This window comes from Leclercia tamurae (genome assembly GCF_025566055.1).
GTDB classification, from domain to species: domain Bacteria; phylum Pseudomonadota; class Gammaproteobacteria; order Enterobacterales; family Enterobacteriaceae; genus Enterobacter; species Enterobacter tamurae.
This window is the reverse complement of sequence record NZ_JAMHKS010000077.1, coordinates 258,457-281,308: the sequence shown is the minus strand read 5'-3', so window position 1 is coordinate 281,308 and position 22,852 is coordinate 258,457. Positions and strand designations below refer to the sequence as shown.

Sequence of the window (22,852 nt, the reverse complement as noted above, 5' to 3'; positions counted from 1 at the left end):
GCAAAATCAGCGTAAAGAGAGATGTTCCGCGACCGGGCCTAAGGCGAGGGCGGGAATAAAGGTAAGGGCGCCCACCAGCAGGACGGTGCCAATCAGCAGACCGACAAACAGCGCACCGTGGGTGGGTAGCGTGCCGCCAGAGGCGGGCTGGCGGGTCTTATTCACCAGCGATCCGGCAATCGCCATCACCGGGATAATTACCCCAAAGCGTCCGATTAACATGCAGAACGCCAGCAGGCAGTTCCAGAACGGCGAGTTGGCGCTCAGCCCCGCAAAGGCGCTGCCGTTGTTGTTGGACGCCGACGAAACCGCGTACAACACCTCACTGAACCCGTGGATCCCGGGGTTGAAGATGCCGCTGCGTCCGGCCTCGGTCATCAGTGCCAGCGCGGTACCAAGCAGAACCAGCGCCGGGGTGACGAGGATCGCCAGCGCGGTGAGCTTCATCTCCCGCACGTCGATTTTCTTGCCCAGATATTCCGGGGTGCGGCCAATCATCAGCCCGGCGATAAATACCGCCAGCAGCACGAACAGCAGCATCCCGTACAGGCCCGATCCAACGCCGCCAAACACCACTTCGCCAATCTGCATCAGCCACAGCGGGATCATCCCGCCCAGCGCGGTGAAGGAGTCGTGCATGGCGTTTACCGCCCCGCAGGAAGCGGCGGTGGTGACCACGGCGTACAGGCTGCTGGCGAGAATGCCAAAGCGGCTCTCTTTGCCCTCCATATTGCTGTTGCTGTCGGCCCCCAGCAGCATGAAGTGGCTGTTGCCCTGCCACTCCGCCCACATCACCAGCGCGGCGCAGATCGCAAAGATGATGGACATGGTCCAGAGGATCGCGTGCCCCTGGCGGCGATCGCTGACCGCCTCGCCAAAAGCAAAGCACAGCGCAGTGGGGATCAGAAAGATCGCCAGCATTTGCACGGCGTTAGTCAGGGCGGTCGGGTTCTCAAATGGATGGGCAGAGTTAGCGTTAAAGAAACCGCCCCCGTTAGTGCCGAGCATTTTGATCGCCTCCTGAGAGGCCACCGGCCCCATCGGCAGCAGCTGTTTGGCCCCCTCCAGCGAGGTGAAGGGCTGATACGGCAGCAGGTTTTGCAGCACGCCCTGCTGGATAAACAGCAGCGCGATGACCAGCGACAGCGGCAGCAACACCCACAGGGTAATGCGGGTCAGGTCGACCCAGGCGTTGCCCAGGGTGGTGACATTCTGGCGGGCGAAGGCGCGGGTCAGGGCGAAGATCACCGCAATGCCGCTGGCCGCCGAGAGGAAGTTTTGCACCGTCAGCCCGGCCATCTGGCTGAAATAGCTCAGGGTGGTCTCCCCGGCATAGGACTGCCAGTTGGTATTGCTGACAAAGCTGACGGCGGTGTTCAGCGCCAGGTGCCAGGAGAGGCCCGGGAGCTGCTGCGGATTGAGCGGCAGATATCCCTGTAGCATCAGCATGACGAACAGCACGATCAGACCCACACCATTCAGCAGCAGGATCGCCATCAGATAGTGACGCCAGCCCATTTCTGCGGTGCCGATCCCGAGCATGCGCAGCAGTCCTGCATCAAGGGCTTGCACCCCAGGCAGCGGCAGGCCGTTAATCATCCGCGCCAGCCACATCCCCAGCGGCCGGGCAAGTATGAATAGCACCAGCAGAAAGCCGGCGATAAGCAGAAATCCTTGTGCGGCCATCAGAATGCCTCCGCGTTCAACAGGGCATAAATCAGATACCCCAGTAACAGGAATACCAGCACGATGCCCGCAATTACACCTGCACTCACAATTCACCTCCGGGTGACATTAGTAATGATGCAAAGGGTAAAATTTCGGTCGCAAAGATTTCGCAAAAATCAGAGGGGGAGGTGTAAAAAAAGTATAAAGAGGGATAAAACCATAATTTAACTAATGATTAGTATAAATTTAACTTTTCTGTAACTAAATTACGGCGTGATGTGTAAATATTCACTAAATGGATAAGAAAAAGTGGTCGGATGAGTAGTAAAATTACAGCCAAAGCGTTATTATTTTCATCAGATAAACAGTTTTACTTTTCCGGAGAGGGTTTCCGGCCAGAAAGAGGGGAGAAAATGATGGAATTTTACAAAGCATATCCGGCACATATCGTTTTTATTCGCCGCACTTTCGCTGTTATGGCGGGTGTTCTGGCGTTACCAGTGATGCTTTTCTGGAAAGAACGTGCTCGTTTTTATAGCTATTTGCATCGCGTCTGGGCCAAAACCAGCGACAAACCGGTGTGGATGGATCAGGCCGAAAAAGCCACTTGTGATTTTTATTAAGTATTAAGAAAGACTACACACAGCACCAGCAGCAATAAAAAAACCGCCATAGCAATATGGCGGTTTTTTTTATCCCTCGGGATTCGCGGTCCGTAGGGAGGTGTTACTCAAGCTCATCCAGAGAACGCTATCTTAGCCTGAACCACCTTCAGGCGAAATGTGCCGCATCTAAATGAATTCTGAAAGGCCTGTTGCCGTCTGCCGATGACACGAGATGTTGACTATGATGTGTCGTCCCTTTCCGCCATCTCGCACATGGGCACCGGTCCCGGGAAAGGTGTAGTCACAACCGTAATTCAGGCTCATCCAGAGCTTGTGTCTGCCGGATTATCACCGGTGGTGAACGGTGGAGCGGTTAGTTTGCAGGGACCGCATAATGAAACGCTATCTGTGTATCGCGTTCATTGTCGCCAGCGTATTCGTGGTAAGAAGTGACGATCCAGCCGTGTTCGTTACCCTTACTTCATTCACGCAGGACAAGTAGCGTTAAGGCCGCCATCAGGGCGGCCTTTTTTATGCCAGTATGGCTACACTTGTTAAAGCAAAGTATCCTCGGTGACTTGTAGATGTTACAGACGATAATCCTGGAGTGTTATGGCCACCCATCTGGTCTGGTTTCGCGCCGATCTGCGCATCCACGACAACCTGGCGCTTGCCGCCGCCTGCCGCGACAAAAATGCCCGTGTGCTGGCCCTTTTCATCGCCACGCCGCAACAGTGGCAACAGCACGCGATGGCACCGCGCCAGGCCGCGTTTCTTCACGCCCATCTCAACGGCCTGCAGCAGCAGCTCGCCGACAAAGGTATTCCGCTGCTATATGCCCAGGTCGATGATTTTGCGGCGCAGGCTGAGAAAGTGGTTCAGCTTTGCGACGAGCATGACGTTACCCAACTCTTTTATAACTACCAGTACGAACTGAACGAGCAGCAGCGCGATCGCCAGCTGGAACGTATGCTGGAGGTTGTGACCTGTCAGGGATTTGATGACAGCGTTATCCTGCCCCCCGGCAGCGTTATGACCGGCAATCACGAGATGTACAAAGTGTTTACGCCGTTTAAAAACGCCTGGCTGCGGCGGCTGAAAGAGGGGCTACCCGAGTGTGCGGCGGCACCTGCCGGGCGCGAAGGCGAGAAGGTGACGCCGGTGGCGCTGGATTTTGACTATCCGCAGCAGCCGTTCGATGCAGCGCTGTTTCCGGCGAGCGAGAAAGAGGCGATTGCCCGGCTGCGCCAGTTCTGCCAGCACGACGCGGGCGAATATGAAACCCAGCGCGATTTCCCGGCGATTGAAGGCACCAGCCGTCTCTCCGCCTGTCTGGCGCTGGGAGTACTATCCCCTCGTCAGTGCCTGCACAGATTGCTGGCTGAGCAACCCCTGGCGCTGGAGGGCGGGCCGGGCACAGTGTGGCTAAACGAACTTATCTGGCGGGAGTTTTATCGTCACCTGATGACGTATCACCCTGATTTATGTAAATATCGACCATTCATCCGCTGGACTGATAATGTGAAGTGGCAGGCTGAAGATGCCCAACTGCAGGCCTGGCAAGATGGACAGACCGGCTATCCGATCGTCGATGCCGCCATGCGCCAGCTGAATGAAACCGGCTGGATGCACAACCGCCTGCGGATGATTACCGCCAGCTTCCTGGTGAAAGACCTGCTGATCGACTGGCGAGCCGGGGAGCGTTACTTTATGTCGCAGCTGATCGATGGCGACCTGGCGGCCAACAACGGCGGCTGGCAGTGGGCGGCGTCAACCGGAACTGACGCGGCCCCCTATTTTCGTATTTTTAACCCGACAACCCAGGGGCAGAAGTTCGATACCGACGGCGTGTTTATCCGCCGCTGGATGCCTGAGCTGGCCACCGTGCCGGACAAGGCCCTCCATGACCCCTGGACCTGGGCGGACAAGCAGGGGATCACCCTCGATTATCCGCGCCCGGTTGTCGATCATAAACAGGCACGCGTCGCCACGCTGGCAGCGTATGAAGCCGCCCGGAAAGCGTAAGGGAGCAACAATGAAAAACAGTGAACTGGAAAGACTGATTAACGACAAGCTGAACAGCGCAAGCTTCAGCGACTATGCGCCGAACGGCCTGCAGGTGGAAGGGCGTGAGCAGGTGCAGAAGATTGTCACCGGCGTGACCGCAAGCCAGGCGCTGATCGACGAGGCGGTGCGCCAGCAAGCCGACGCGGTGATTGTCCACCACGGCTATTTCTGGAAAGGGGAGTCTCCGGTGATCCGCGGCATGAAACGTAATCGCCTGAAAACGCTGCTGGAAAACGACATCAATCTTTACGGCTGGCATCTGCCGCTGGACGCGCATCCGGAGCTGGGGAACAACGCCCAGCTGGCGGCGCTGCTTGGCATTACCATCATGGGTGAAATTGAGCCTCTGGTACCCTGGGGCGAACTCTCCATGCCGGTCCCGGGTCTGGAGCTGGCGTCCTGGATTGAAGCCCGGCTGGGACGTCGTCCACTGTGGAGCGGCGATACCGGGCCAGATACCGTACAGCGCGTCGCCTGGTGTACCGGCGGTGGGCAGGGCTTTATTGACAGTGCGGCGCGCTTTGGTGTCGATGCTTTTATTACCGGCGAAGTGTCGGAGCAAACCATTCACTCTGCCCGGGAGCAGGGGCTGCATTTTTATGCGGCAGGACACCATGCCACGGAACGCGGCGGCATTCGCGCCCTCAGCGAATGGCTGACGGAAACCACTGACCTGGATGTCACCTTTGTGGATATCCCTAATCCAGCCTGATGAGAGGTATATAAGTGCAGCGAGCACGTTGTTATCTGTTAGGCGAAACCGCCGTCGTACTGGAGCTCGAGCCGCCGGTCACCCTGGCGACGCAAAAGCGGATCTGGCGCCTGACCCAGCGACTGGGTGAAATTCCCGAAGTGGTGGAAGCCATTCCGGGCATGAATAACATCACCGTGGTGTTGCGCAATCCCCACTCGGTGGCGCTGGATGCGATTGAGCGTCTGCAGCGCTGGTGGGAGGAGAGCGAGGCGCTCGAGCCTGAATCGCGCTTTATTGAAATCCCGGTGGTGTACGGCACCGCCGCGGGTCCCGATCTGGGCGAAGTCGCACGGCACGCCGGATTGAGCGAGAAACAGGTCGTGGAGCTTCACTCGTCCATTGATTATGTGGTCTGGTTTTTAGGTTTTCAGCCGGGCTTTCCTTATCTGGGCGGGTTGCCTGAGCAGCTCGCGACGCCGCGCCGGGATGAACCCCGGCTGCAGGTTCCGGCGGGCTCGGTGGGGATTGGCGGGGCGCAAACCGGCATTTATCCGTTAGCCACCCCTGGCGGCTGGCAGCTGATTGGGCACACACCGTTGCCGCTGTTCGATCCCGATCGTGATGAGCCGGTGCTGCTGCGACCGGGCGATACCGTGCGGTTTATCCCGCAGAAGGAGGGGGTATGCTAAAAGTTATTCGCGCAGGGCTCTATACCTCGGTGCAGGACGGTGGACGCATCGGTTTTCGCCAGTCGGGGATCAGCTACTGCGGCGCGCTGGATAAACCGGCCCTGCAGATTGGCAATATCCTGGTGGGCAACGAACCGGACGATGCCGCGCTGGAGATCACCCTCGGGCAGTGCACCTTTGAATTTGAACAGGACGGCTGGTTCGCCCTGACCGGGGCAGGCTGCGACGCCCGGCTTGACGGCGCGGCGGTCTGGACCGGCTGGCGTCTGCCGGTGAAGGCCGGGCAACAGCTCACCCTGAATCGCCCCCTGCGCGGGATGCGTAGCTATCTGGCGATTGCGGGCGGCATCGACGTGCCATCGGTGATGAACTCCCTCAGCACCGATCTGAAGGTGGGGCTTGGTGGTCACGAAGGACGCCTGCTGAAAGATGGCGATCGGCTGGCGATTCGGCCTGGCGGGCGCGAGTTCCTCGAAGCCCAGGGCGTAAAGCAGCTGTTATGGGGTAACCGCGTGCGCGCTTTGCCGGGCCCGGAGTATCACGAGTTTGATAAGGCCTCGCAGGATGCGCTCTGGCGTCTGCCGTGGCAGCTCAGTCCGCAAAGTAACCGCATGGGCTATCGCCTGCAGGGGCAGAAGTTGATGCGCAATACCGAGCGTGAAATGCTGTCGCACGGCCTGCTGCCGGGCGTAATCCAGGTGCCGCACAACGGGCAGCCGATCGTGCTGATGAACGATGCCCAGACTACCGGGGGCTATCCGCGGATCGCCTGCATCATCGAGGCCGATATGTACCACCTGGCGCAGGCCCCGCTCGGACAGCCGATCCATTTTGTCCCCTGTACGCTGGAAGAGGCGCTCGACGCGCGTCGGATCCAGAAGCAATACATCGAACAACTGGCGTGGAGGTTGCATGATCGCGGTTGATTTAAATGCCGATTTAGGCGAAGGCTGCGGCAGCGATGCCGCGCTGTTACAGCTGGTGTCGTCAGCCAATATCGCCTGTGGTTTTCACGCTGGCGATGCCCAGACCATGCTGGCCTGCGTGCGTGAGGCGCTGAAAAATGGGGTCTCCATCGGGGCGCACCCGAGCTTCCCGGATCGGGAGAATTTTGGCCGCACGGCCATGACCCTGCCGCCGGAGACGGTCTATGCGCAAGTGCTGTACCAGATTGGCGCCCTGGCGGCGATCGTGCGCGCCGAAGGAGGGCAGCTGCGTCACGTGAAACCGCACGGCATGCTCTATAACCAGGCGGCAAAAGATCGCGATCTGGCCGATGCCATCGCCCGGGCCATCTCTACCATCGACCCGGATTTGATTCTGGTGGGGCTGGCGGGCAGCGAGCTGATCCGCGCGGGGACGCGCTATGGCCTGATTACCCGGGAAGAGGTCTTTGCCGATCGCGGATATCAGGCTGACGGCAGTCTGGTGCCGCGGACCCAGGTTGGGGCGCTGATCGCCGATGAAGATCAGGCTCTGGCGCAAACCCTGGAGATGATCCAGCGCGGACGGGTGAAAAGCATTACCGGCGAATGGGCCACCGTGCACGCCCAGACGGTGTGCATTCACGGTGACGGAGAACACGCGCTGGCCTTTGCCCGTCGCCTGCGCACGGAATTTGAAGCAAATAATATAAAAATCAGTGCATAACGCACACTTGCAAACACCACAACAGGAAACAGAACATGGCAGAGACGCTATCCCTCTGGCCACTCATCGGTATCGCGGTGATTGTGGTCGGGTTTCTATTACGCTTTAACCCGGTGCTGGTGGTCATTGTCGCCGGGATCGTCACTGGCCTCGCGGCACAGATGCCGGTTGCCACCATACTGGAAAAACTGGGTGAAGGGTTCCTCAACACCCGCAACCTGCCGTATATCCTGCTGATCCCACTGGCGGTTATCGGCCTGCTGGAGCGTCACGGCCTGAAAGAGCGGGCCCAGGCGTGGATCGCGAAGATCCACAGCGCTACCGCCGGTCGTCTGCTGATCGTCTATCTGTTTGTCCGCGAAGCGACGGCGGCGATGGGGCTGACCAGCCTCGGCGGGCATCCGCAGATGGTGCGCCCGCTGCTGGCACCGATGGCGGAAGGGGCGGCAGAGAAGCAATATGGCGAACTGCCGGGGGCGGTGCGCTATCGCCTGCGGGCGATGTCGGCGGCCACCGATAACGTCGGGCTGTTCTTTGGCGAAGATATCTTTGTCGCCTTTGGCGCCATCATCTTTATGCATAACTTTATGCTCGAATCCGGCGGGATCCAGACCGAACCGCTGCATATTGCCCTGTGGGGGATCCCAACGGCGCTCTGCGCCTTTGCGATCCACGCCACCCGCCTGTACCGCCTGGATAAGCATCTGGAGCGTGAGTTGGCTAAAGTGCAGGGAGTGGTGAAATGAATTTCCAGCAAAGCTATCTTTACTGGCTGGCAGGCCTGATCCTGCTGATCGTGGCGCTGATGTCGTTTCGCGATAAAGCCAACCCTAAGAGGATCACCACCGGCCTGTTCTGGGGCATTTACGGCCTGCTATTCCTGCTCGGCAACTGGACCTACGAGCTGGTGGGCGACAAGCGCACGGTACATATTGCCGTCGGTGTGGCAGTGGTCGGGCTGGCGCTGATCGCCGGTTTTGGCGGCGTGCGCCTGGGGAGCTATCACCAGCGCACGCCTGAAGAGCGCGAGAGCAGCGCAAAGCGTCTGGGCAATCGCCTCTTCTTACCGGCGCTGGCTATCCCGGTGGTGACGGTGGTGGGCGTGCTGATGTTTAACCACATTCCGGGCCTGCAGGAGACGCTGTTCGGGCCGGGCAACCACTCGACGCTGGTGACCCTGTTCTCGATGACGGTCGGCTCGCTGGTTGGTCTGGCGATGGCGGTCAAAATGACCCATGAAAAAGTGCATCAGCCCCTGCAGGAGGCGCGCCGTCTGCTCGACTCCATTGGCTGGGCCTTTATTCTGCCGCAGATCCTCGCCACCCTTGGCCTGCTGTTTACCGCGGCCGGGGTCGGTGAGGGCATTTCTTACCTCACCCAGACGTATCTGGCGGTCGACAGCCGCTTTATCGCGGTGGCGGTCTATGCCATCGGCATGGCGCTGCTGACCATGGTGATGGGCAACGCCTTTGCCGCGTTCCCGATTGTGACGGCGGGCATCGGCATTCCGATCCTGGTCCTGCAGCACGGCGGCAACCCGGCCGTCATGGCGGCGATTGGCATGTTCTCTGGCTACTGCGGTACCCTGATGACGCCGATGGCAGCCAACTTCAACATCGTGCCCGCCGCGCTGCTGGAGCTGCCCGATAAAAACGCGGTTATCAAGGCGCAGGTGCCTACCGGGGTACTGCTGCTGATTGCCAACGTGTTCCTGCTCTACTTCCTGATGTTCCTGTAAGGAGAAATGATGCAAACCGTATTAATCACGGGTTTTGAGCCCTTTGGCGGCGAAACCGTTAACCCCTCCTGGGAAGTGGTGAAGCTGCTTGATGGGATGATTATTGACGACTGCCGCGTGGTGGCCCGACAGCTGCCCTGCGTGTTCGGCGAGTCGTTAGAGGTGTTGAATGCGGCCATTGATGCGCTGCAGCCCACCGTGGTGCTGGCGATAGGCCAGGCCGGTGGCCGCGTGGATGTTACCGTCGAACGGGTGGCGATCAACGTCGATGACGCCCGCATCCCGGATAACCGCGGGCAACAGCCGGTGGACGTCGCCATCGTGCCGGGTGGCCCGGCCGCCTGGTTCAGCACGCTGCCGATCAAAGCGATGGTGGCGGCGCTGCGCGAAGCCGGTATTCCTGCTTCGGTTTCGCAGACGGCTGGCACATTCGTCTGCAACCATGTGATGTATGGCGTACTGCACAAGCTGGCAGACTGGCCGGAGGTGAAAGGCGGCTTTATCCATATCCCCTATCTGCCTGAGCAGGCGGCGGCGCATCCCGGTGCCCCGAGCATGGCCGCGCACACCGTGAAGCAGGCGCTGGAGATTGCCATTACGGTGGCGTTGCGCCAGGCGCACGACATCAAAGTGATCGGCGGTGCAACGCACTAAATAAGGAGTCATGATGCCAGAAGGCCCGGAGATCCGCCGTGCGGCGGATAGCCTGGAGGCGGCGATAAAAGGCAAACCACTCACCGACGTGTGGTTTGCTTTTCCTCAGTTAAAACTCTTTGAATCCCGGCTTATCGGGGAGAGGGTCACGCATCTGGAGACGCGCGGCAAAGCGCTGCTCACCCACTTCTCCAACCAGCTAACGCTCTACAGCCATAACCAGTTGTACGGCGTCTGGCGGGTGGTGGATACCGGCCATGAGCCAGAGACTACGCGGGTGCTGCGCGTTAAGTTACAGACCGCAGAGAAAACCATTCTGCTTTACAGCGCCTCGGATATTGAGATGCTGACGGCGGAGCAGCTCACCCTCCATCCTTTCCTGCAGCGGGTGGGACCGGATGTGCTGGATTTACGCCTGACGGCAGAGGATGTGAAAGCGCGGTTATTGTCAGCAAAATTCCGCAACCGGCAGTTTTCCGGACTGCTGCTGGATCAGGCATTTCTCGCCGGTTTAGGCAACTATCTGCGGGTCGAGATCCTGTGGGAGGTGGGGCTGGCGCCGCAGCATAAAGCGTCACAGCTGACCGAAGAGCAGCTCGATGCGCTGGCGCACGCGCTGCTGGCTATCCCGCGCCTGTCGTACAACACCCGTGGGGTGGCGAATGAGAAGAAGCATCACGGGGCACTGTTCCGTTTTAAGGTGTTTCATCGGGCGGGGAAAAAGTGCGAGCGGTGCGGTGGGGTAATTGAGAAAACGACATTGTCGTCGCGACCGTTTTACTGGTGTCCTGGGTGCCAGATGTAAAAAAGCCGGGTGGCGGCTTCGCCTTACCCGGCCTACGTCGTTTTGTAGGCCCGGCAAGCGTAGCGCCGCCGGGCATTGCTATTAGCGTTTGGTGATATCGGTTTCGAAATTACGCTGATCGTAGCCGGTGTACAGCTGACGTGGACGCGCAATTTTCATCCCTTCGGTGTGCATTTCGTTCCAGTGTGCAATCCAGCCCACGGTACGCGCCATCGCGAAGATCACGGTAAACATGGAAGACGGAATGCCCATCGCTTTCAGGATGATACCGGAGTAGAAGTCGACGTTCGGGTAGAGTTTCTTCTCGATGAAGTACGGGTCGTTCAGCGCGATGTGTTCCAGCTCCATCGCCACCTGCAGCAGGTCATCTTTGGTGCCCAGCTCTTTCAGCACTTCATGGCAGGTTTCACGCATCACGGTTGCGCGCGGATCGTAGTTTTTGTAAACGCGGTGACCGAAGCCCATCAGACGGAAGGAGTCATTCTTGTCTTTCGCGCGACGCACGAACTCAGGAATGTGCTCAACGGAGCTGATCTCTTCCAGCATCTTCAGTGCAGCTTCATTCGCGCCGCCGTGTGCCGGTCCCCACAGGGAGGCAATACCTGCAGCGATACAGGCAAACGGGTTAGCGCCGGAGGAGCCCGCGGTACGCACGGTAGAGGTAGAGGCGTTCTGCTCGTGGTCAGCGTGCAGGATCAGAATACGATCCATGGCGCGTTCCAGAACCGGGTTCACTTCGTACTCTTCGCACGGCGTAGCAAACATCATACGCAGGAAGTTACCGGCGTAGGAGAGGTCGTTACGTGGGTAAACAAACGGCTGTCCGATGGAGTATTTGTAACACATCGCGGCCATGGTAGGCATTTTGGACAGCAGACGGAATGCGGCGATATCGCGATGACGCTGGTTATTCACGTCCAGGGAGTCATGGTAGAACGCAGCCAGCGCACCGGTGATCCCGCACATGACCGCCATCGGATGTGAATCACGACGGAACGCATGGAACAGACGGGTGATCTGCTCATGAATCATGGTGTGGCGGGTAACGGTGGTTTTGAACTCATCGTACTGTTCCTGGGTCGGCTTTTCGCCGTTCAGCAGGATGTAGCACACTTCCAGATAGTTGGATTCGGTGGCTAACTGATCGATGGGGAAACCGCGGTGCAACAGGATGCCTTCGTCACCGTCGATATAGGTGATTTTAGACTCGCAAGATGCGGTGGAAGTAAAACCAGGGTCAAAGGTAAACATACCTTTAGAACCAAGACTACGGATATCAATAACATCCTGACCGAGCGTGCCTTTTAGCACATCCAGTTCGATAGCAGTATCACCATTTAGGGTGATTTTTGCCTTAGTATCAGCCATTTACGGTCTCCTTAGCGCCTTATTGCTTAAGACTGCCCTTAACCGGATTTGCATTCAACTGATTTATCATTGTTACCAGTTTGTTATTTGGCTCGCCGCTCAGCTCACGAGGAGAAACCAGGGTACAGAGCAATGGCGCTAGCAGGTAAGCGAATGAGAAATCAGAGAAATAACAGCAAATCAGTGTTTGTGCAGTCCGAATTATTCAAACCTGTATATCACTAATAACTGTCCTGATAACTTCGGTCAATACCATCACACTGTTACATAACTTATTCTCAGGTGAAAGAGAGACCTCATAACTTTTGCGCATTATATGCCTTTTCTGGTGATGTTTGTAACAATAATGTTTAAGATTTGTCAAATCAGATGATTAAAAATTAAAAAGATGTTGTTATCGTGACCCTGATCACTGTTCCGCATAAAACCAGACAAACTGTATGTAGGTTAATTGTAATGATTTTGTGAACGGCCTATACTGCCGCCAGGTCTCCGGAAAACCCTGCAATCCCGAGCCAACCAGCGTTGTAACGTGTCATTTGAGCATCTGGAAGCAATGTTTTGCATGACGCACAGTTATATAAAAGGCACGCTGTCTGACCCGCATCGCAGTCCGGAGGAAGGAAACTATAAGAACAGCATGTGGGCGTTATTCATGATAAGAAATGTGAAAAAACAAAGACCTGTCAATCTGGATCTGAAAACGATCCGATTCCCTGTAACGGCAATAGCGTCCATCCTTCATCGTGTATCCGGCGTGATCACGTTTGTCGCGGTGGGTATCTTGTTATGGTTATTGGGTACCAGCCTCTCGTCTCCGGAAGGATTCCAGCAGGCCTCCGCCATCATGAACGGTTTCTTCGTGAAATTTATCATGTGGGGCATCCTGACCGCGCTGGCCTATCACGTCGTCGGCGGCATCCGCCATATGTTGATGGATGTGGGTTATCTTGAAGAGACCTTCGAAACCGGCAAACGCACCGCTAACATCTCATTTGTTATCACTGTCGTGCTTTCACTTCTCGCAGGAGTCCTCGTATGGTAAGCAACGCCTCCGCATTTGGACGCAACGGCGTACATGACTTCATTCTGGTCCGTGCTACCGCTATCGTTCTCACCCTCTACATCATCTACATGATCGGTTTCTTTGCCACCAGCGGCGACCTGACGTGGGAAATCTGGACCGGTTTCTTCGGCTCGGCCTTCACCAAAGTCTTCACCCTGCTGGCGCTGGCCTCCATCCTGATCCACGCATGGATCGGCATGTGGCAGGTACTGACCGATTACGTTAAACCCGTGGCGATTCGTCTCGTTCTGCAACTGGCTATTGTGGTTGCTCTTGCGGTTTACGTTATTTATGGATTCGTTGTGGTGTGGGGTGTGTAATGAAACTGCCAGTCAGAGAATTTGATGCTGTAGTGATTGGAGCCGGTGGCGCAGGTATGCGCGCGGCGCTGCAAATTTCCCAGAGCGGCCAGACCTGTGCGCTGCTCTCTAAAGTCTTCCCGACCCGTTCCCATACCGTATCAGCGCAGGGTGGCATCACCGTGGCGCTCGGTAATACCCATGAAGATAACTGGGAATGGCATATGTACGACACGGTGAAAGGCTCCGATTACATCGGTGACCAGGACGCCATTGAATATATGTGTAAAACCGGCCCGGAAGCGATTCTGGAGCTGGACCATATGGGTCTGCCATTCTCCCGCCTGGAGGATGGTACCATCTATCAACGCCCGTTTGGCGGCCAGTCGAAAGATTTCGGCGGCGAGCAGGCGGCACGTACTGCAGCAGCAGCCGACCGTACCGGTCACGCCTTGCTGCATACCCTGTATCAGCAAAACCTGAAGAACAAAACCACTATCTTCTCCGAGTGGTATGCGCTGGATCTGGTGAAAAACGAAGATGGCGCCGTAGTAGGTTGCACCGCCCTGTGCATCGAAACCGGTGAAGTGGTCTACTTCAAAGCCCGCGCTACCGTGCTGGCGACCGGCGGCGCAGGCCGTATTTACCAGTCCACTACTAACGCCCACATCAACACCGGTGACGGCGTCGGTATGGCGATCCGTGCTGGCGTGCCGGTGCAGGATATGGAGATGTGGCAGTTCCACCCAACCGGTATCGCCGGTGCGGGCGTGCTGGTAACCGAAGGCTGCCGCGGTGAAGGCGGCTATCTGCTGAACAAACACGGCGAACGCTTTATGGAGCGTTATGCCCCTAATGCGAAAGACCTGGCGGGTCGTGACGTGGTGGCGCGTTCCATCATGATCGAAATCCGTGAAGGTCGCGGCTGCGACGGTCCGTGGGGCCCGCACGCTAAGCTGAAGCTTGACCATCTGGGTAAAGAGGTTCTGGAATCCCGTCTGCCGGGCATCCTGGAGCTGTCCCGTACCTTTGCTCACGTCGACCCGGTGAAAGAGCCGATCCCGGTTATCCCAACCTGCCACTACATGATGGGCGGTATTCCGACCAGAGTGACCGGTCAGGCGCTGACCGTGAACGAGCAGGGCGAAGACGTGGTGATCCCGGGCCTGTTCGCGGTCGGCGAAATCGCCTGCGTATCCGTACACGGTGCCAACCGTCTGGGCGGCAACTCGCTTCTCGACCTGGTGGTGTTTGGTCGTGCGGTGGGTCTGCATCTGCAGGAGTCCATCGCCGAGCAGGGCCCGCTGCGTGATGCCACCGATGCCAACATCGACGCCTCTCTGGAACGTCTGAATCGTTGGAACGGCAACCGTAACGGTGAAGATCCGGTGGAAATCCGTAAGGCGCTGCAGGAGTGCATGCAGCACAACTTCTCGGTATTCCGCGAAGGTGACGCGATGGCCAAAGGGCTTGAGCAGCTGAAAGCGATCCGCGAGCGTCTGAAAAATGCCCGTCTGGATGACACTTCCAGCGAGTTCAACACCCAGCGCGTTGAGTGTCTGGAGCTGGATAACCTGATGGAAACCGCTTACGCGACCGCGGTCTCTGCAAACTTCCGTACCGAAAGCCGTGGCGCGCATAGCCGCTTCGACTTCCCGGATCGTGACGACGAAAACTGGCTGTGCCATTCCCTGTACCTGCCAGAGTCGGAATCCATGACACGTCGTAGCGTCAATATGGAACCGAAACTGCGTCCGGCGTTCCCGCCGAAGATTCGTACCTATTAATGCGGAGACAGGACAATGAAACTCGAATTCTCAGTTTATCGTTATAACCCGGATGTCGATGACGCTCCGCATATGCAGGATTACACCCTGGAAGCGGAAGAAGGCCGGGACATGATGCTGCTTGATGCCTTAATGCAGCTGAAAGAAAAAGATCCGACACTGTCATTCCGTCGTTCCTGCCGTGAAGGGGTGTGTGGCTCCGACGGTCTGAACATGAACGGCAAAAACGGTCTGGCCTGTATCACCCCGATTTCGGCGCTCAACCGTCCGGGACAGAAGATTGTAATCCGTCCTCTGCCAGGTCTGCCGGTCGTTCGCGATTTGGTGGTGGACATGGGGCAATTCTATGCACAATATGAGAAGATTAAGCCTTACTTATTGAATAATGGGCAAAATCCACCCGCTCGCGAGCATTTACAGTCGCCAGAGCAGCGTGAAAAACTCGATGGCCTGTATGAGTGTATTCTCTGTGCATGTTGTTCGACCTCTTGCCCGTCGTTCTGGTGGAACCCGGACAAGTTTATCGGCCCGGCTGGCCTGCTGGCAGCGTACCGCTTCCTGATTGACAGCCGCGATACCGAAACCGACAACCGCCTGGAAGGGCTGAGTGATGCTTTCAGCGTATTCCGCTGCCACAGCATCATGAACTGCGTCAGTGTATGTCCTAAGGGGCTGAACCCGACGCGCGCTATCGGCCACATTAAGTCGATGTTGTTGCAGCGCAGTGCGTAAGTAACAACGCCGGATGGCGCTGCGCTTATCCGGCCTACGTCACAGTAGGCTCGGTAAGCGTAGCGCCAGCGGGCAAAATGCAGAAACCTTTAAAAACTGCCCTGAAGTTTAGACAGTTTCTAAAGGTTCCTTCGCGGGCCAAATGAAAAGAGCTCGCAGGTGAACCCCGGCACGTACACGTGGTGTACGTGGTAGTTTCTACGGCGAAAGTAAGCATAAAAATGCTTAAGGGATCACGATGCAGAACGGCGCAATGAAAGCCTGGCTGGACTCTTCATTCCTCTCTGGTGCAAACCAAAGCTGGATTGAACAGCTCTATGAAGACTTCTTAACCGACCCTGACTCAGTGGACGCTAACTGGCGTTCGATGTTCCAGCAGTTACCTGGAACAGGAGTCAAACCGGATCAATTTCATTCCAAAACACGTGATTATTTCCGTCGTCTGGCGAAGGATGCCTCACGTTACTCTTCCGCCATCTCCGACCCTGACACCAATGCCAAACAGGTTAAAGTCCTGCAGCTGATTAACGCCTACCGTTTCCGTGGCCACCAGCATGCAAATCTGGATCCGCTGGGTCTGTGGCAGCAGGAGCGCGTGGCGGACCTCGATCCGGCTTATCACGATCTGACCGAAGCTGATTTCCAGGAAACCTTTAACGTGGGTTCTTTCGCTATCGGCAAAGACACGATGAAGCTGGGCGAGCTGCTGGAGGCGCTGAAGCAAACTTACTGCGGCTCCATCGGTGCGGAATACATGCACATCACCTCAACCGAAGAGAAGCGCTGGATCCAGCAGCGTATTGAATCGGTTGCCGGTAAATCCACCTTCAATGCTGACGAGAAGAAGCGCTTCCTTGGCGAACTGACCGCAGCAGAAGGGCTGGAGCGCTATCTGGGCGCGAAATTCCCGGGCGCAAAACGCTTCTCGCTGGAAGGCGGCGATGCGCTGGTGCCAATGCTGAAAGAGCTGATCCGCCATGCGGGCAACAGCGGTACTCGCGAAGTGGTACTGGGCATGGCGCACCGTGGTCGTCTGAACGTACTGATCAACGTGCTGGGTAAAAAGCCGCAGGATCTGTTCGACGAGTTCGCGGGCAAACATAAAGAACACCTCGGTACCGGTGACGTGAAGTACCATATGGGCTTCTCATCAGATATCGAAACCAAAGGCGGCCTGGTGCACATGGCGCTGGCGTTCAACCCGTCGCACCTGGAGATCGTCAGCCCGGTGGTGATCGGTTCCGTGCGTGCCCGTCTGGATCGACTGGACGAGCCGAGCAGCAACAAAGTGTTGCCAATCACCATTCACGGCGATGCAGCGATCACCGGTCAGGGCGTGGTTCAGGAAACCCTGAACATGTCCAAAGCACGCGGTTACGAAGTGGGCGGTACCGTTCGCATCGTGATCAACAACCAGGTGGGCTTCACGACCTCTAACCCGCTGGACGCGCGTTCTACGCCATACTGTACCGATATCGGTAAGATGGTTCAGGCGCCAATTTTCCACGTCAACGCGGATGACCCGGAAGCGGTCGCTTTCGTTACCCGTCTGGCGCTGGACTTCCGTAATACCTTCAAGCGTGACGTACTGATCGACCTGTTCTGCTATCGCCGTCATGGCCATAACGAAGCGGACGAGCCAAGTGCAACCCAGCCGCTGATGTACCAGAAAATCAAAAAGCATCCGACCCCGCGCAAAATCTACGCTGACAAGCTGGAAGCGGAGAAGGTTGTGACCCTGGAAGATGCCACCGAGCTGGTGAATCTCTACCGCGATGCGCTGGATGCCGGCGAGTGCGTGGTGAAAGAGCTGCGCCCGATGAACATGCACTCCTTTACCTGGTCGCCGTACCTCAACCACGAGTGGGATGAGAGCTACCCGAACAAGGTCGAGATGAAGCGTCTGCAGGAGCTGGCTAAACGCATCAGCACCGTACCAGAAGCGATCGAGATGCAGTCCCGCGTACAGAAAATCTACTCTGACCGTCAGTCCATGGCGGCAGGTGAGAAGCTGTTCGACTGGGGCGGCGCAGAAAACCTGGCCTACGCGACCCTGGTCGACGAAGGTATTCCGGTTCGTCTGTCCGGTGAAGATGCGGGCCGTGGCACCTTCTTCCACCGTCATGCGGTGATCCACAACCAGACCAACGGTTCCACCTACACTCCGCTGCAGCATGTGCATAACGGTCAGGGCCAGTTCAAGGTCTGGGACTCCGTGCTGTCGGAAGAAGCGGTGCTGGCGTTTGAATACGGTTACGCCACTGCAGAACCACGCACCCTGACCATCTGGGAAGCGCAGTTCGGCGACTTCGCCAACGGTGCGCAGGTGGTTATCGACCAGTTCATCTCTTCTGGCGAGCAGAAGTGGGGCCGTATGTGTGGCCTGGTGATGCTGCTGCCGCACGGTTACGAAGGGCAGGGCCCGGAGCATTCCTCCGCGCGTCTGGAGCGTTATCTGCAGCTTTGTGCTGAACAGAACATGCAGGTTTGTGTTCCGTCTACCCCGGCACAGGTTTACCACATGCTGCGTCGTCAGGCGCTGCGCGGGATGCGTCGTCCGCTGGTGGTGATGTCACCGAAATCGCTGCTGCGTCATCCGCTGGCTGTGTCTACGCTTGATGAACTGGCAAACGGCACCTTCATGCCGGCGATTGGCGAGATTGACGAGCTGGATCCGCAGGCAGTAAAACGCGTGGTGATGTGTTCTGGTAAGGTTTACTACGACCTGCTGGAACAGCGCCGTAAGAACGATCAGAAAGATGTCGCCATCGTGCGTATCGAACAGCTTTATCCGTTCCCGCATCAGGCGATGCAGGACGCATTAAAACCTTATGCTCACGTACATGATTTTGTCTGGTGCCAGGAAGAGCCGCTCAACCAGGGCGCATGGTACTGCAGCCAGCATCATTTCCGTGAAGTGATTCCATTTGGGTCTGCTCTGCGTTACGCAGGTCGCCCGGCCTCTGCCTCTCCGGCAGTAGGGTATATGTCCGTTCACCAGAAGCAGCAGCAAGATCTGGTTAATGACGCGCTGAACGTCGATTAATTAAAGGATAAATAATGAGTAGCGTAGATATTCTTGTTCCCGACCTGCCTGAATCCGTCGCTGATGCGACCGTTGCAACCTGGCACAAAAAACCGGGTGATGCGGTAAAACGCGATGAAGTGCTGGTAGAAATCGAAACTGACAAAGTGGTACTGGAAGTACCGGCCTCGGCGGACGGCATTCTGGATGCAGTGCTGGAAGATGAAGGCACGACCGTAACCTCTCGTCAGCTGCTGGGTCGCCTGCGTGAAGGCAACAGCGCGGGCAAAGAGTCCAGCGCCAAATCTGAAGAGAAAGCCTCTACGCCGGCACAGCGCCAGCAGGCTTCTCTGGAAGAGCAGACTAACGACGCGCTCAGCCCGGCGATCCGTCGCCTGCTGGCTGAACACAACCTCGACGCGGCGGCCATTAAAGGCACCGGTGTCGGCGGTCGTCTGACCCGCGAAGATGTGGAAAAACACCTGGCGAAAGCACCAGCCGCAACGGAAGCGAAAGCCCCGGCTGCTGCACCGGCTCCGGCTGCACAGCCTCAGCTTGGCGCACGCAGTGAAAAACGCGTCCCGATGACCCGCCTGCGTAAGCGCGTGGCCGAGCGTCTGCTGGAAGCGAAAAACTCCACCGCGATGCTGACCACCTTCAACGAAGTCAACATGAAGCCAATCATGGACCTGCGTAAGCAGTACGGTGACGCGTTTGAAAAACGTCACGGTATCCGTCTGGGCTTTATGTCCTTCTACGTGAAAGCGGTTGTTGAAGCCCTGAAACGCTACCCGGAAGTGAACGCGTCTATCGATGGCGAAGATGTGGTGTACCACAACTACTTCGACGTGAGCATGGCCGTTTCTACGCCACGCGGCCTGGTAACCCCGGTTCTGCGTGATGTAGACACCCTGGGCATGGCTGACATCGAGAAGAAGATCAAAGAACTGGCAGTGAAAGGCCGTGACGGCAAGCTGACCGTAGAAGACCTGACCGGGGGTAACTTCACCATTACCAACGGCGGCGTATTCGGCTCGCTGATGTCTACTCCAATCATCAACCCACCACAGAGCGCGATTCTGGGCATGCATGCCATCAAAGATCGTCCTATGGCGGTTGACGGTAAAGTAGAGATCCTGCCGATGATGTACCTGGCGCTCTCCTACGACCACCGTCTGATCGATGGCCGCGAGTCTGTGGGCTACCTGGTAGCGATTAAAGAGCTGCTGGAAGATCCAACTCGCCTGCTGCTGGACGTCTAGTTTTTAGCACCATTGCCCGGCGGCGTGTCGCCAGCCGGGCTTATAAAAGCATGACCTAACGATTACCCTGAAGGATGGATAGAACACATGAACTTACATGAATATCAGGCAAAACAGCTGTTTGCCCGGTATGGCTTACCGGCTCCGGTGGGTTATGCCTGCAATACCCCTCGCGAAGCAGAAGAAGCCGCATCTAAAATCGGCGCCGGTCCTTGGGTAGTGAAATGTCAGGTTCACGCTGGCGGCCGCGGTAAAGCGGGCGGTGTGAAAGTCGTTAACAGTAAAGAAGAGATCCGCGCATTTGCTGAGCACTGGCTGGGCAAACGTCTGGTGACCTACCAGACAGACGCGAGCGGCCAGCCGGTTAACCAGATCCTGGTTGAAGCGGCGACCGATATTGCCAAAGAACTGTACCTCGGTGCCGTGGTAGACCGTAGCTCCCGTCGCGTGGTGTTTATGGCTTCTACCGAAGGTGGCGTGGAAATCGAGAAAGTGGCGGAAGAGACCCCGCACCTGATCCACAAAGTGGCTATCGATCCGCTGGCAGGCCCAATGCCTTACCAGGGACGCGAGCTGGCCTTCAAACTGGGTCTGGAAGGTAAACTGGTGCAGCAATTCACCAAGATCTTCATGGGCCTGGCCAACATCTTCCTGGAGCGCGACCTGGCGCTGATCGAAATCAACCCGCTGGTGATCACTAAGCAGGGCGACCTGATCTGCCTCGACGGCAAACTGGGCGCTGACGGCAACGCACTGTTCCGCCAGGCCGATCTGCGCCAGATGCGCGACCAGTCTCAGGAAGATCCACGTGAAGCTCAGGCTGCACAGTGGGAACTGAACTACGTGGCACTCGATGGCAACATCGGCTGCATGGTTAACGGTGCGGGCCTGGCAATGGGCACCATGGACATCGTTAAACTGCACGGCGGCGAGCCGGCAAACTTCCTCGACGTGGGCGGCGGCGCGACCAAAGAGCGCGTGACCGAAGCCTTCAAAATTATCCTCTCTGACGACAACGTGAAAGCGGTTCTGGTGAACATCTTTGGCGGCATCGTACGTTGCGACCTGATCGCTGACGGTATTATCGGTGCGGTAGAAGAAGTGGGCGTAAACGTCCCGGTGGTTGTGCGTCTGGAAGGGAACAACGCTGAACTCGGCGCGAAAAAACTGGCTGACAGCGGCCTGAATATTATTGCAGCGAAAAGTCTGACGGATGCCGCTCAGCAGGTAGTTGCCGCAGTGGAGGGGAAATAATGTCCGTTTTAATTAATAAAGATACCAAGGTCATCTGCCAGGGCTTCACCGGTAGCCAGGGTTCATTCCACTCTGAGCAGGCGATTGCTTACGGTACGCAGATGGTTGGCGGCGTAACGCCAGGTAAAGGCGGCACCACTCACCTGGGCCTGCCGGTGTTCAACACCGTACGTGAAGCCGTAGAAGCGACGGGCGCCACCGCCACCGTGATCTACGTTCCGGCTCCGTTCTGCAAAGACTCCATTCTGGAAGCCATCGACGCAGGCATCAAACTGATCATCACTATCACCGAAGGTATCCCGACCCTGGATATGCTGACCGTGAAAGTGAAGCTGGACGAAGCGGGCGTGCGCATGATCGGGCCAAACTGCCCGGGCGTGATCACCCCAGGCGAATGCAAAATCGGCATCATGCCGGGCCACATTCACAAGCCAGGCAAAGTGGGCATCGTCTCCCGTTCCGGTACTCTGACCTATGAAGCGGTTAAGCAGACCACCGACTACGGTTTCGGCCAGTCCACCTGCGTGGGCATCGGCGGCGACCCGATCCCGGGCTCTAACTTCATCGACATCCTGAAGCTGTTCCAGGAAGACCCGCAGACAGAAGCGATTGTGATGATCGGTGAAATCGGCGGCAGCGCGGAAGAAGAAGCGGCTGCGTACATCAAAGACCACGTGACCAAGCCGGTTGTGGGCTACATCGCGGGTGTGACTGCGCCGAAAGGCAAGCGTATGGGCCATGCGGGCGCCATCATCGCGGGCGGCAAAGGTACTGCGGATGAGAAATTCGCGGCGCTGGAAGCAGCAGGCGTGAAAACCGTTCGCAGCCTGGCTGACATCGGTGAAGCCCTGAAATCCATCATTAAGTAAATCCTCTCTGCTCCCCGTGCGGGGAGCTTTGACATAATAAATGTCCGTTTCGACATGGTTGGCCATCGTAAGATGGCCTTTTTTTGGCGGTGAGAAACAAACCGGTAACATTACTGTGTTAATTTACGGATTATTAAAAGTAAAATTTTTGTAATAAAAATAACTGGTAAAAAAATAGTGTGAAATGGCTGGCATTAATAGTTCGGCGTTATTAAAAAATTGAGTATCCGTCCACGACCAATTAAATCACCTTTAATTATATTTTCTCCTTTCATCGATAACTATTAATAGTATATTTAAACATAAAATTAACATTACATCCATTGTGTTTACTACGTGGATACACCCTTAACACGCTGGCGCAATATTGATTTATATCAATATTTAATACCTGGAAAAGGGCGTCAAAAAGCGTTAAATTGCTCCCGATCAATTTGGTTGAAAAGTGGTAAAGTCGCTATATATTGATCGCTGTCGTAAAACGTAAAGCGCTTTCAATAAAAACCTGTTTATTGTAAGGGTTTTGCGGCGTAATATATTTGCGGGATCAATTTCGGGTTTTAATTAACGTATCTGTAACTTTTCATCATGGCTTTTTCCTCCTGGGAAGATTAAGTAAC

General features: G+C 56.6%; 22 protein-coding genes. 18 read left to right on the top strand and 4 right to left on the bottom strand.

The window, feature by feature from the left end; translation table 11 throughout:
- Window positions 1-6: 6 nt before the first annotated feature.
- Together kdpA and kdpF are read right to left on the bottom strand one after the other, a co-directional pair.
- Window positions 7-1,686: a potassium-transporting ATPase subunit KdpA gene (gene kdpA, locus M8318_RS19320; RefSeq protein ID WP_262664035.1), complete on the bottom strand. Its 1,680-nt coding sequence runs from the start codon at window positions 1,684-1,686 to the stop codon at window positions 7-9.
- Window positions 1,686-1,775 carry a K(+)-transporting ATPase subunit F gene (gene kdpF, locus M8318_RS19315; RefSeq protein WP_071886481.1) on the bottom strand — a complete coding sequence of 30 codons (90 nt, stop codon included), beginning with the start codon at window positions 1,773-1,775 and terminating at the stop codon, window positions 1,686-1,688. The genes kdpA and kdpF overlap by 1 nt, the downstream gene beginning before the upstream one ends.
- A gap of 309 nt (window positions 1,776-2,084) precedes the next feature.
- Between kdpF and M8318_RS19310 the strand changes: the two genes are divergently transcribed.
- The 10 genes from M8318_RS19310 (at window position 2,085) to nei (ending at window position 10,570) form a co-directional block, all read left to right on the top strand.
- Window positions 2,085-2,291: a YbfA family protein gene (locus M8318_RS19310; RefSeq protein WP_262664137.1), complete on the top strand. Its 207-nt coding sequence runs from the start codon at window positions 2,085-2,087 to the stop codon at window positions 2,289-2,291.
- Between the two features lie 594 nt (window positions 2,292-2,885).
- Entirely contained in the window at window positions 2,886-4,298 is a 1,413-nt protein-coding gene (gene phrB, locus M8318_RS19305) for a deoxyribodipyrimidine photo-lyase (protein ID WP_262664034.1), read from the top strand.
- A gap of 10 nt (window positions 4,299-4,308) precedes the next feature.
- Window positions 4,309-5,052 (top strand): type 2 GTP cyclohydrolase I, encoded by a 744-nt coding sequence (locus tag M8318_RS19300; RefSeq protein WP_166181877.1) that lies wholly within the window; start codon window positions 4,309-4,311, stop codon window positions 5,050-5,052.
- Between the two features lie 14 nt (window positions 5,053-5,066).
- Window positions 5,067-5,723, top strand: a complete 657-nt coding sequence (gene pxpB, locus M8318_RS19295) for a 5-oxoprolinase subunit PxpB (RefSeq protein WP_261642297.1) — start codon at window positions 5,067-5,069, stop codon at window positions 5,721-5,723.
- Window positions 5,717-6,649, top strand: coding sequence for a 5-oxoprolinase subunit PxpC (gene pxpC, locus M8318_RS19290; protein WP_262664033.1), 933 nt, complete (start codon window positions 5,717-5,719; stop codon window positions 6,647-6,649). The genes pxpB and pxpC overlap by 7 nt, the downstream gene beginning before the upstream one ends.
- Complete coding sequence (gene pxpA, locus M8318_RS19285; protein ID WP_262664135.1) at window positions 6,639-7,373, top strand: 5-oxoprolinase subunit PxpA; 735 nt, start codon at window positions 6,639-6,641, stop codon at window positions 7,371-7,373. Before pxpC ends, pxpA begins: the two co-directional genes overlap by 11 nt.
- 35 nt (window positions 7,374-7,408) lie before the next feature.
- On the top strand, window positions 7,409-8,119 hold the full coding sequence (locus M8318_RS19280) for a DUF969 domain-containing protein (RefSeq protein ID WP_262664032.1): 711 nt from the start codon (window positions 7,409-7,411) through the stop codon (window positions 8,117-8,119).
- On the top strand, window positions 8,116-9,111 hold the full coding sequence (locus M8318_RS19275) for a DUF979 domain-containing protein (protein WP_262664031.1): 996 nt from the start codon (window positions 8,116-8,118) through the stop codon (window positions 9,109-9,111). Before M8318_RS19280 ends, M8318_RS19275 begins: the two co-directional genes overlap by 4 nt.
- A 9-nt stretch (window positions 9,112-9,120) precedes the next feature.
- Window positions 9,121-9,765, top strand: coding sequence for a pyroglutamyl-peptidase I (gene pcp / locus M8318_RS19270; RefSeq protein WP_225759284.1), 645 nt, complete (start codon window positions 9,121-9,123; stop codon window positions 9,763-9,765).
- 13 nt (window positions 9,766-9,778) lie between these two features.
- Window positions 9,779-10,570: an endonuclease VIII gene (gene nei / locus M8318_RS19265; protein ID WP_262664133.1), complete on the top strand. Its 792-nt coding sequence runs from the start codon at window positions 9,779-9,781 to the stop codon at window positions 10,568-10,570.
- An 81-nt stretch (window positions 10,571-10,651) separates the two neighbouring features.
- Here the strand turns inward: nei and M8318_RS19260 are convergent, their stop codons facing one another.
- Window positions 10,652-11,938, bottom strand: coding sequence for a citrate synthase (locus M8318_RS19260; RefSeq protein WP_262664030.1), 1,287 nt, complete (start codon window positions 11,936-11,938; stop codon window positions 10,652-10,654).
- Window positions 11,939-12,143: 205 nt separating this feature from the next.
- Window positions 12,144-12,251 carry a hypothetical protein gene (locus tag M8318_RS22800; RefSeq protein ID WP_418936630.1) on the bottom strand — a complete coding sequence of 36 codons (108 nt, stop codon included), beginning with the start codon at window positions 12,249-12,251 and terminating at the stop codon, window positions 12,144-12,146.
- Window positions 12,252-12,578: 327 nt separating this feature from the next.
- On the opposite strand from M8318_RS22800, the gene sdhC reads away from it, so the two are divergent.
- The 8 genes from sdhC (at window position 12,579) to sucD (ending at window position 22,232) form a co-directional block, all read left to right on the top strand.
- Window positions 12,579-12,983 (top strand): succinate dehydrogenase cytochrome b556 subunit, encoded by a 405-nt coding sequence (gene sdhC / locus M8318_RS19255; RefSeq protein WP_181247215.1) that lies wholly within the window; start codon window positions 12,579-12,581, stop codon window positions 12,981-12,983.
- On the top strand, window positions 12,977-13,324 hold the full coding sequence (sdhD, locus tag M8318_RS19250; RefSeq protein ID WP_106992372.1) for a succinate dehydrogenase membrane anchor subunit: 348 nt from the start codon (window positions 12,977-12,979) through the stop codon (window positions 13,322-13,324). The genes sdhC and sdhD overlap by 7 nt, the downstream gene beginning before the upstream one ends.
- Window positions 13,324-15,090: a succinate dehydrogenase flavoprotein subunit gene (sdhA, locus tag M8318_RS19245; RefSeq protein WP_262664029.1), complete on the top strand. Its 1,767-nt coding sequence runs from the start codon at window positions 13,324-13,326 to the stop codon at window positions 15,088-15,090. Before sdhD ends, sdhA begins: the two co-directional genes overlap by 1 nt.
- A gap of 15 nt (window positions 15,091-15,105) precedes the next feature.
- On the top strand, window positions 15,106-15,822 hold the full coding sequence (gene sdhB / locus M8318_RS19240; RefSeq protein WP_039029333.1) for a succinate dehydrogenase iron-sulfur subunit SdhB: 717 nt from the start codon (window positions 15,106-15,108) through the stop codon (window positions 15,820-15,822).
- Window positions 15,823-16,060: 238 nt separating this feature from the next.
- On the top strand, window positions 16,061-18,868 hold the full coding sequence (gene sucA, locus M8318_RS19235) for a 2-oxoglutarate dehydrogenase E1 component (RefSeq protein ID WP_106992374.1): 2,808 nt from the start codon (window positions 16,061-16,063) through the stop codon (window positions 18,866-18,868).
- Between the two features lie 14 nt (window positions 18,869-18,882).
- The gene (gene odhB, locus M8318_RS19230) at window positions 18,883-20,109 is read left to right on the top strand and encodes a 2-oxoglutarate dehydrogenase complex dihydrolipoyllysine-residue succinyltransferase (protein ID WP_166181883.1); all 1,227 of its coding nucleotides are present in this window, start codon (window positions 18,883-18,885) and stop codon (window positions 20,107-20,109) included.
- Window positions 20,110-20,196: 87 nt separating this feature from the next.
- The gene (sucC, locus tag M8318_RS19225; RefSeq protein WP_106992376.1) at window positions 20,197-21,363 is read left to right on the top strand and encodes an ADP-forming succinate--CoA ligase subunit beta; all 1,167 of its coding nucleotides are present in this window, start codon (window positions 20,197-20,199) and stop codon (window positions 21,361-21,363) included.
- Entirely contained in the window at window positions 21,363-22,232 is an 870-nt protein-coding gene (sucD, locus tag M8318_RS19220; protein WP_032617085.1) for a succinate--CoA ligase subunit alpha, read from the top strand. Before sucC ends, sucD begins: the two co-directional genes overlap by 1 nt.
- Window positions 22,233-22,852 lie beyond the last annotated feature (620 nt).

Coding starts and splice junctions, on each gene's coding strand:
- kdpA (WP_262664035.1), bottom strand. CDS start 1,686: ATGGCCGCACAAGGATTTCTGCTTATCGCCGGCTTTCTGCTGGTGCTA.
- M8318_RS19310 (WP_262664137.1), top strand. CDS start 2,085: ATGGAATTTTACAAAGCATATCCGGCACATATCGTTTTTATTCGCCGC.
- phrB (WP_262664034.1), top strand. CDS start 2,886: ATGGCCACCCATCTGGTCTGGTTTCGCGCCGATCTGCGCATCCACGAC.
- M8318_RS19300 (WP_166181877.1), top strand. CDS start 4,309: ATGAAAAACAGTGAACTGGAAAGACTGATTAACGACAAGCTGAACAGC.
- pxpC (WP_262664033.1), top strand. CDS start 5,717: ATGCTAAAAGTTATTCGCGCAGGGCTCTATACCTCGGTGCAGGACGGT.
- M8318_RS19280 (WP_262664032.1), top strand. CDS start 7,409: ATGGCAGAGACGCTATCCCTCTGGCCACTCATCGGTATCGCGGTGATT.
- M8318_RS19275 (WP_262664031.1), top strand. CDS start 8,116: ATGAATTTCCAGCAAAGCTATCTTTACTGGCTGGCAGGCCTGATCCTG.
- pcp (WP_225759284.1), top strand. CDS start 9,121: ATGCAAACCGTATTAATCACGGGTTTTGAGCCCTTTGGCGGCGAAACC.
- nei (WP_262664133.1), top strand. CDS start 9,779: ATGCCAGAAGGCCCGGAGATCCGCCGTGCGGCGGATAGCCTGGAGGCG.
- M8318_RS19260 (WP_262664030.1), bottom strand. CDS start 11,938: ATGGCTGATACTAAGGCAAAAATCACCCTAAATGGTGATACTGCTATC.
- M8318_RS22800 (WP_418936630.1), bottom strand. CDS start 12,251: ATGCGCAAAAGTTATGAGGTCTCTCTTTCACCTGAGAATAAGTTATGT.
- sdhC (WP_181247215.1), top strand. CDS start 12,579: ATGTGGGCGTTATTCATGATAAGAAATGTGAAAAAACAAAGACCTGTC.
- sdhD (WP_106992372.1), top strand. CDS start 12,977: ATGGTAAGCAACGCCTCCGCATTTGGACGCAACGGCGTACATGACTTC.
- sdhA (WP_262664029.1), top strand. CDS start 13,324: ATGAAACTGCCAGTCAGAGAATTTGATGCTGTAGTGATTGGAGCCGGT.
- sdhB (WP_039029333.1), top strand. CDS start 15,106: ATGAAACTCGAATTCTCAGTTTATCGTTATAACCCGGATGTCGATGAC.
- sucA (WP_106992374.1), top strand. CDS start 16,061: ATGCAGAACGGCGCAATGAAAGCCTGGCTGGACTCTTCATTCCTCTCT.
- odhB (WP_166181883.1), top strand. CDS start 18,883: ATGAGTAGCGTAGATATTCTTGTTCCCGACCTGCCTGAATCCGTCGCT.
- sucC (WP_106992376.1), top strand. CDS start 20,197: ATGAACTTACATGAATATCAGGCAAAACAGCTGTTTGCCCGGTATGGC.
- sucD (WP_032617085.1), top strand. CDS start 21,363: ATGTCCGTTTTAATTAATAAAGATACCAAGGTCATCTGCCAGGGCTTC.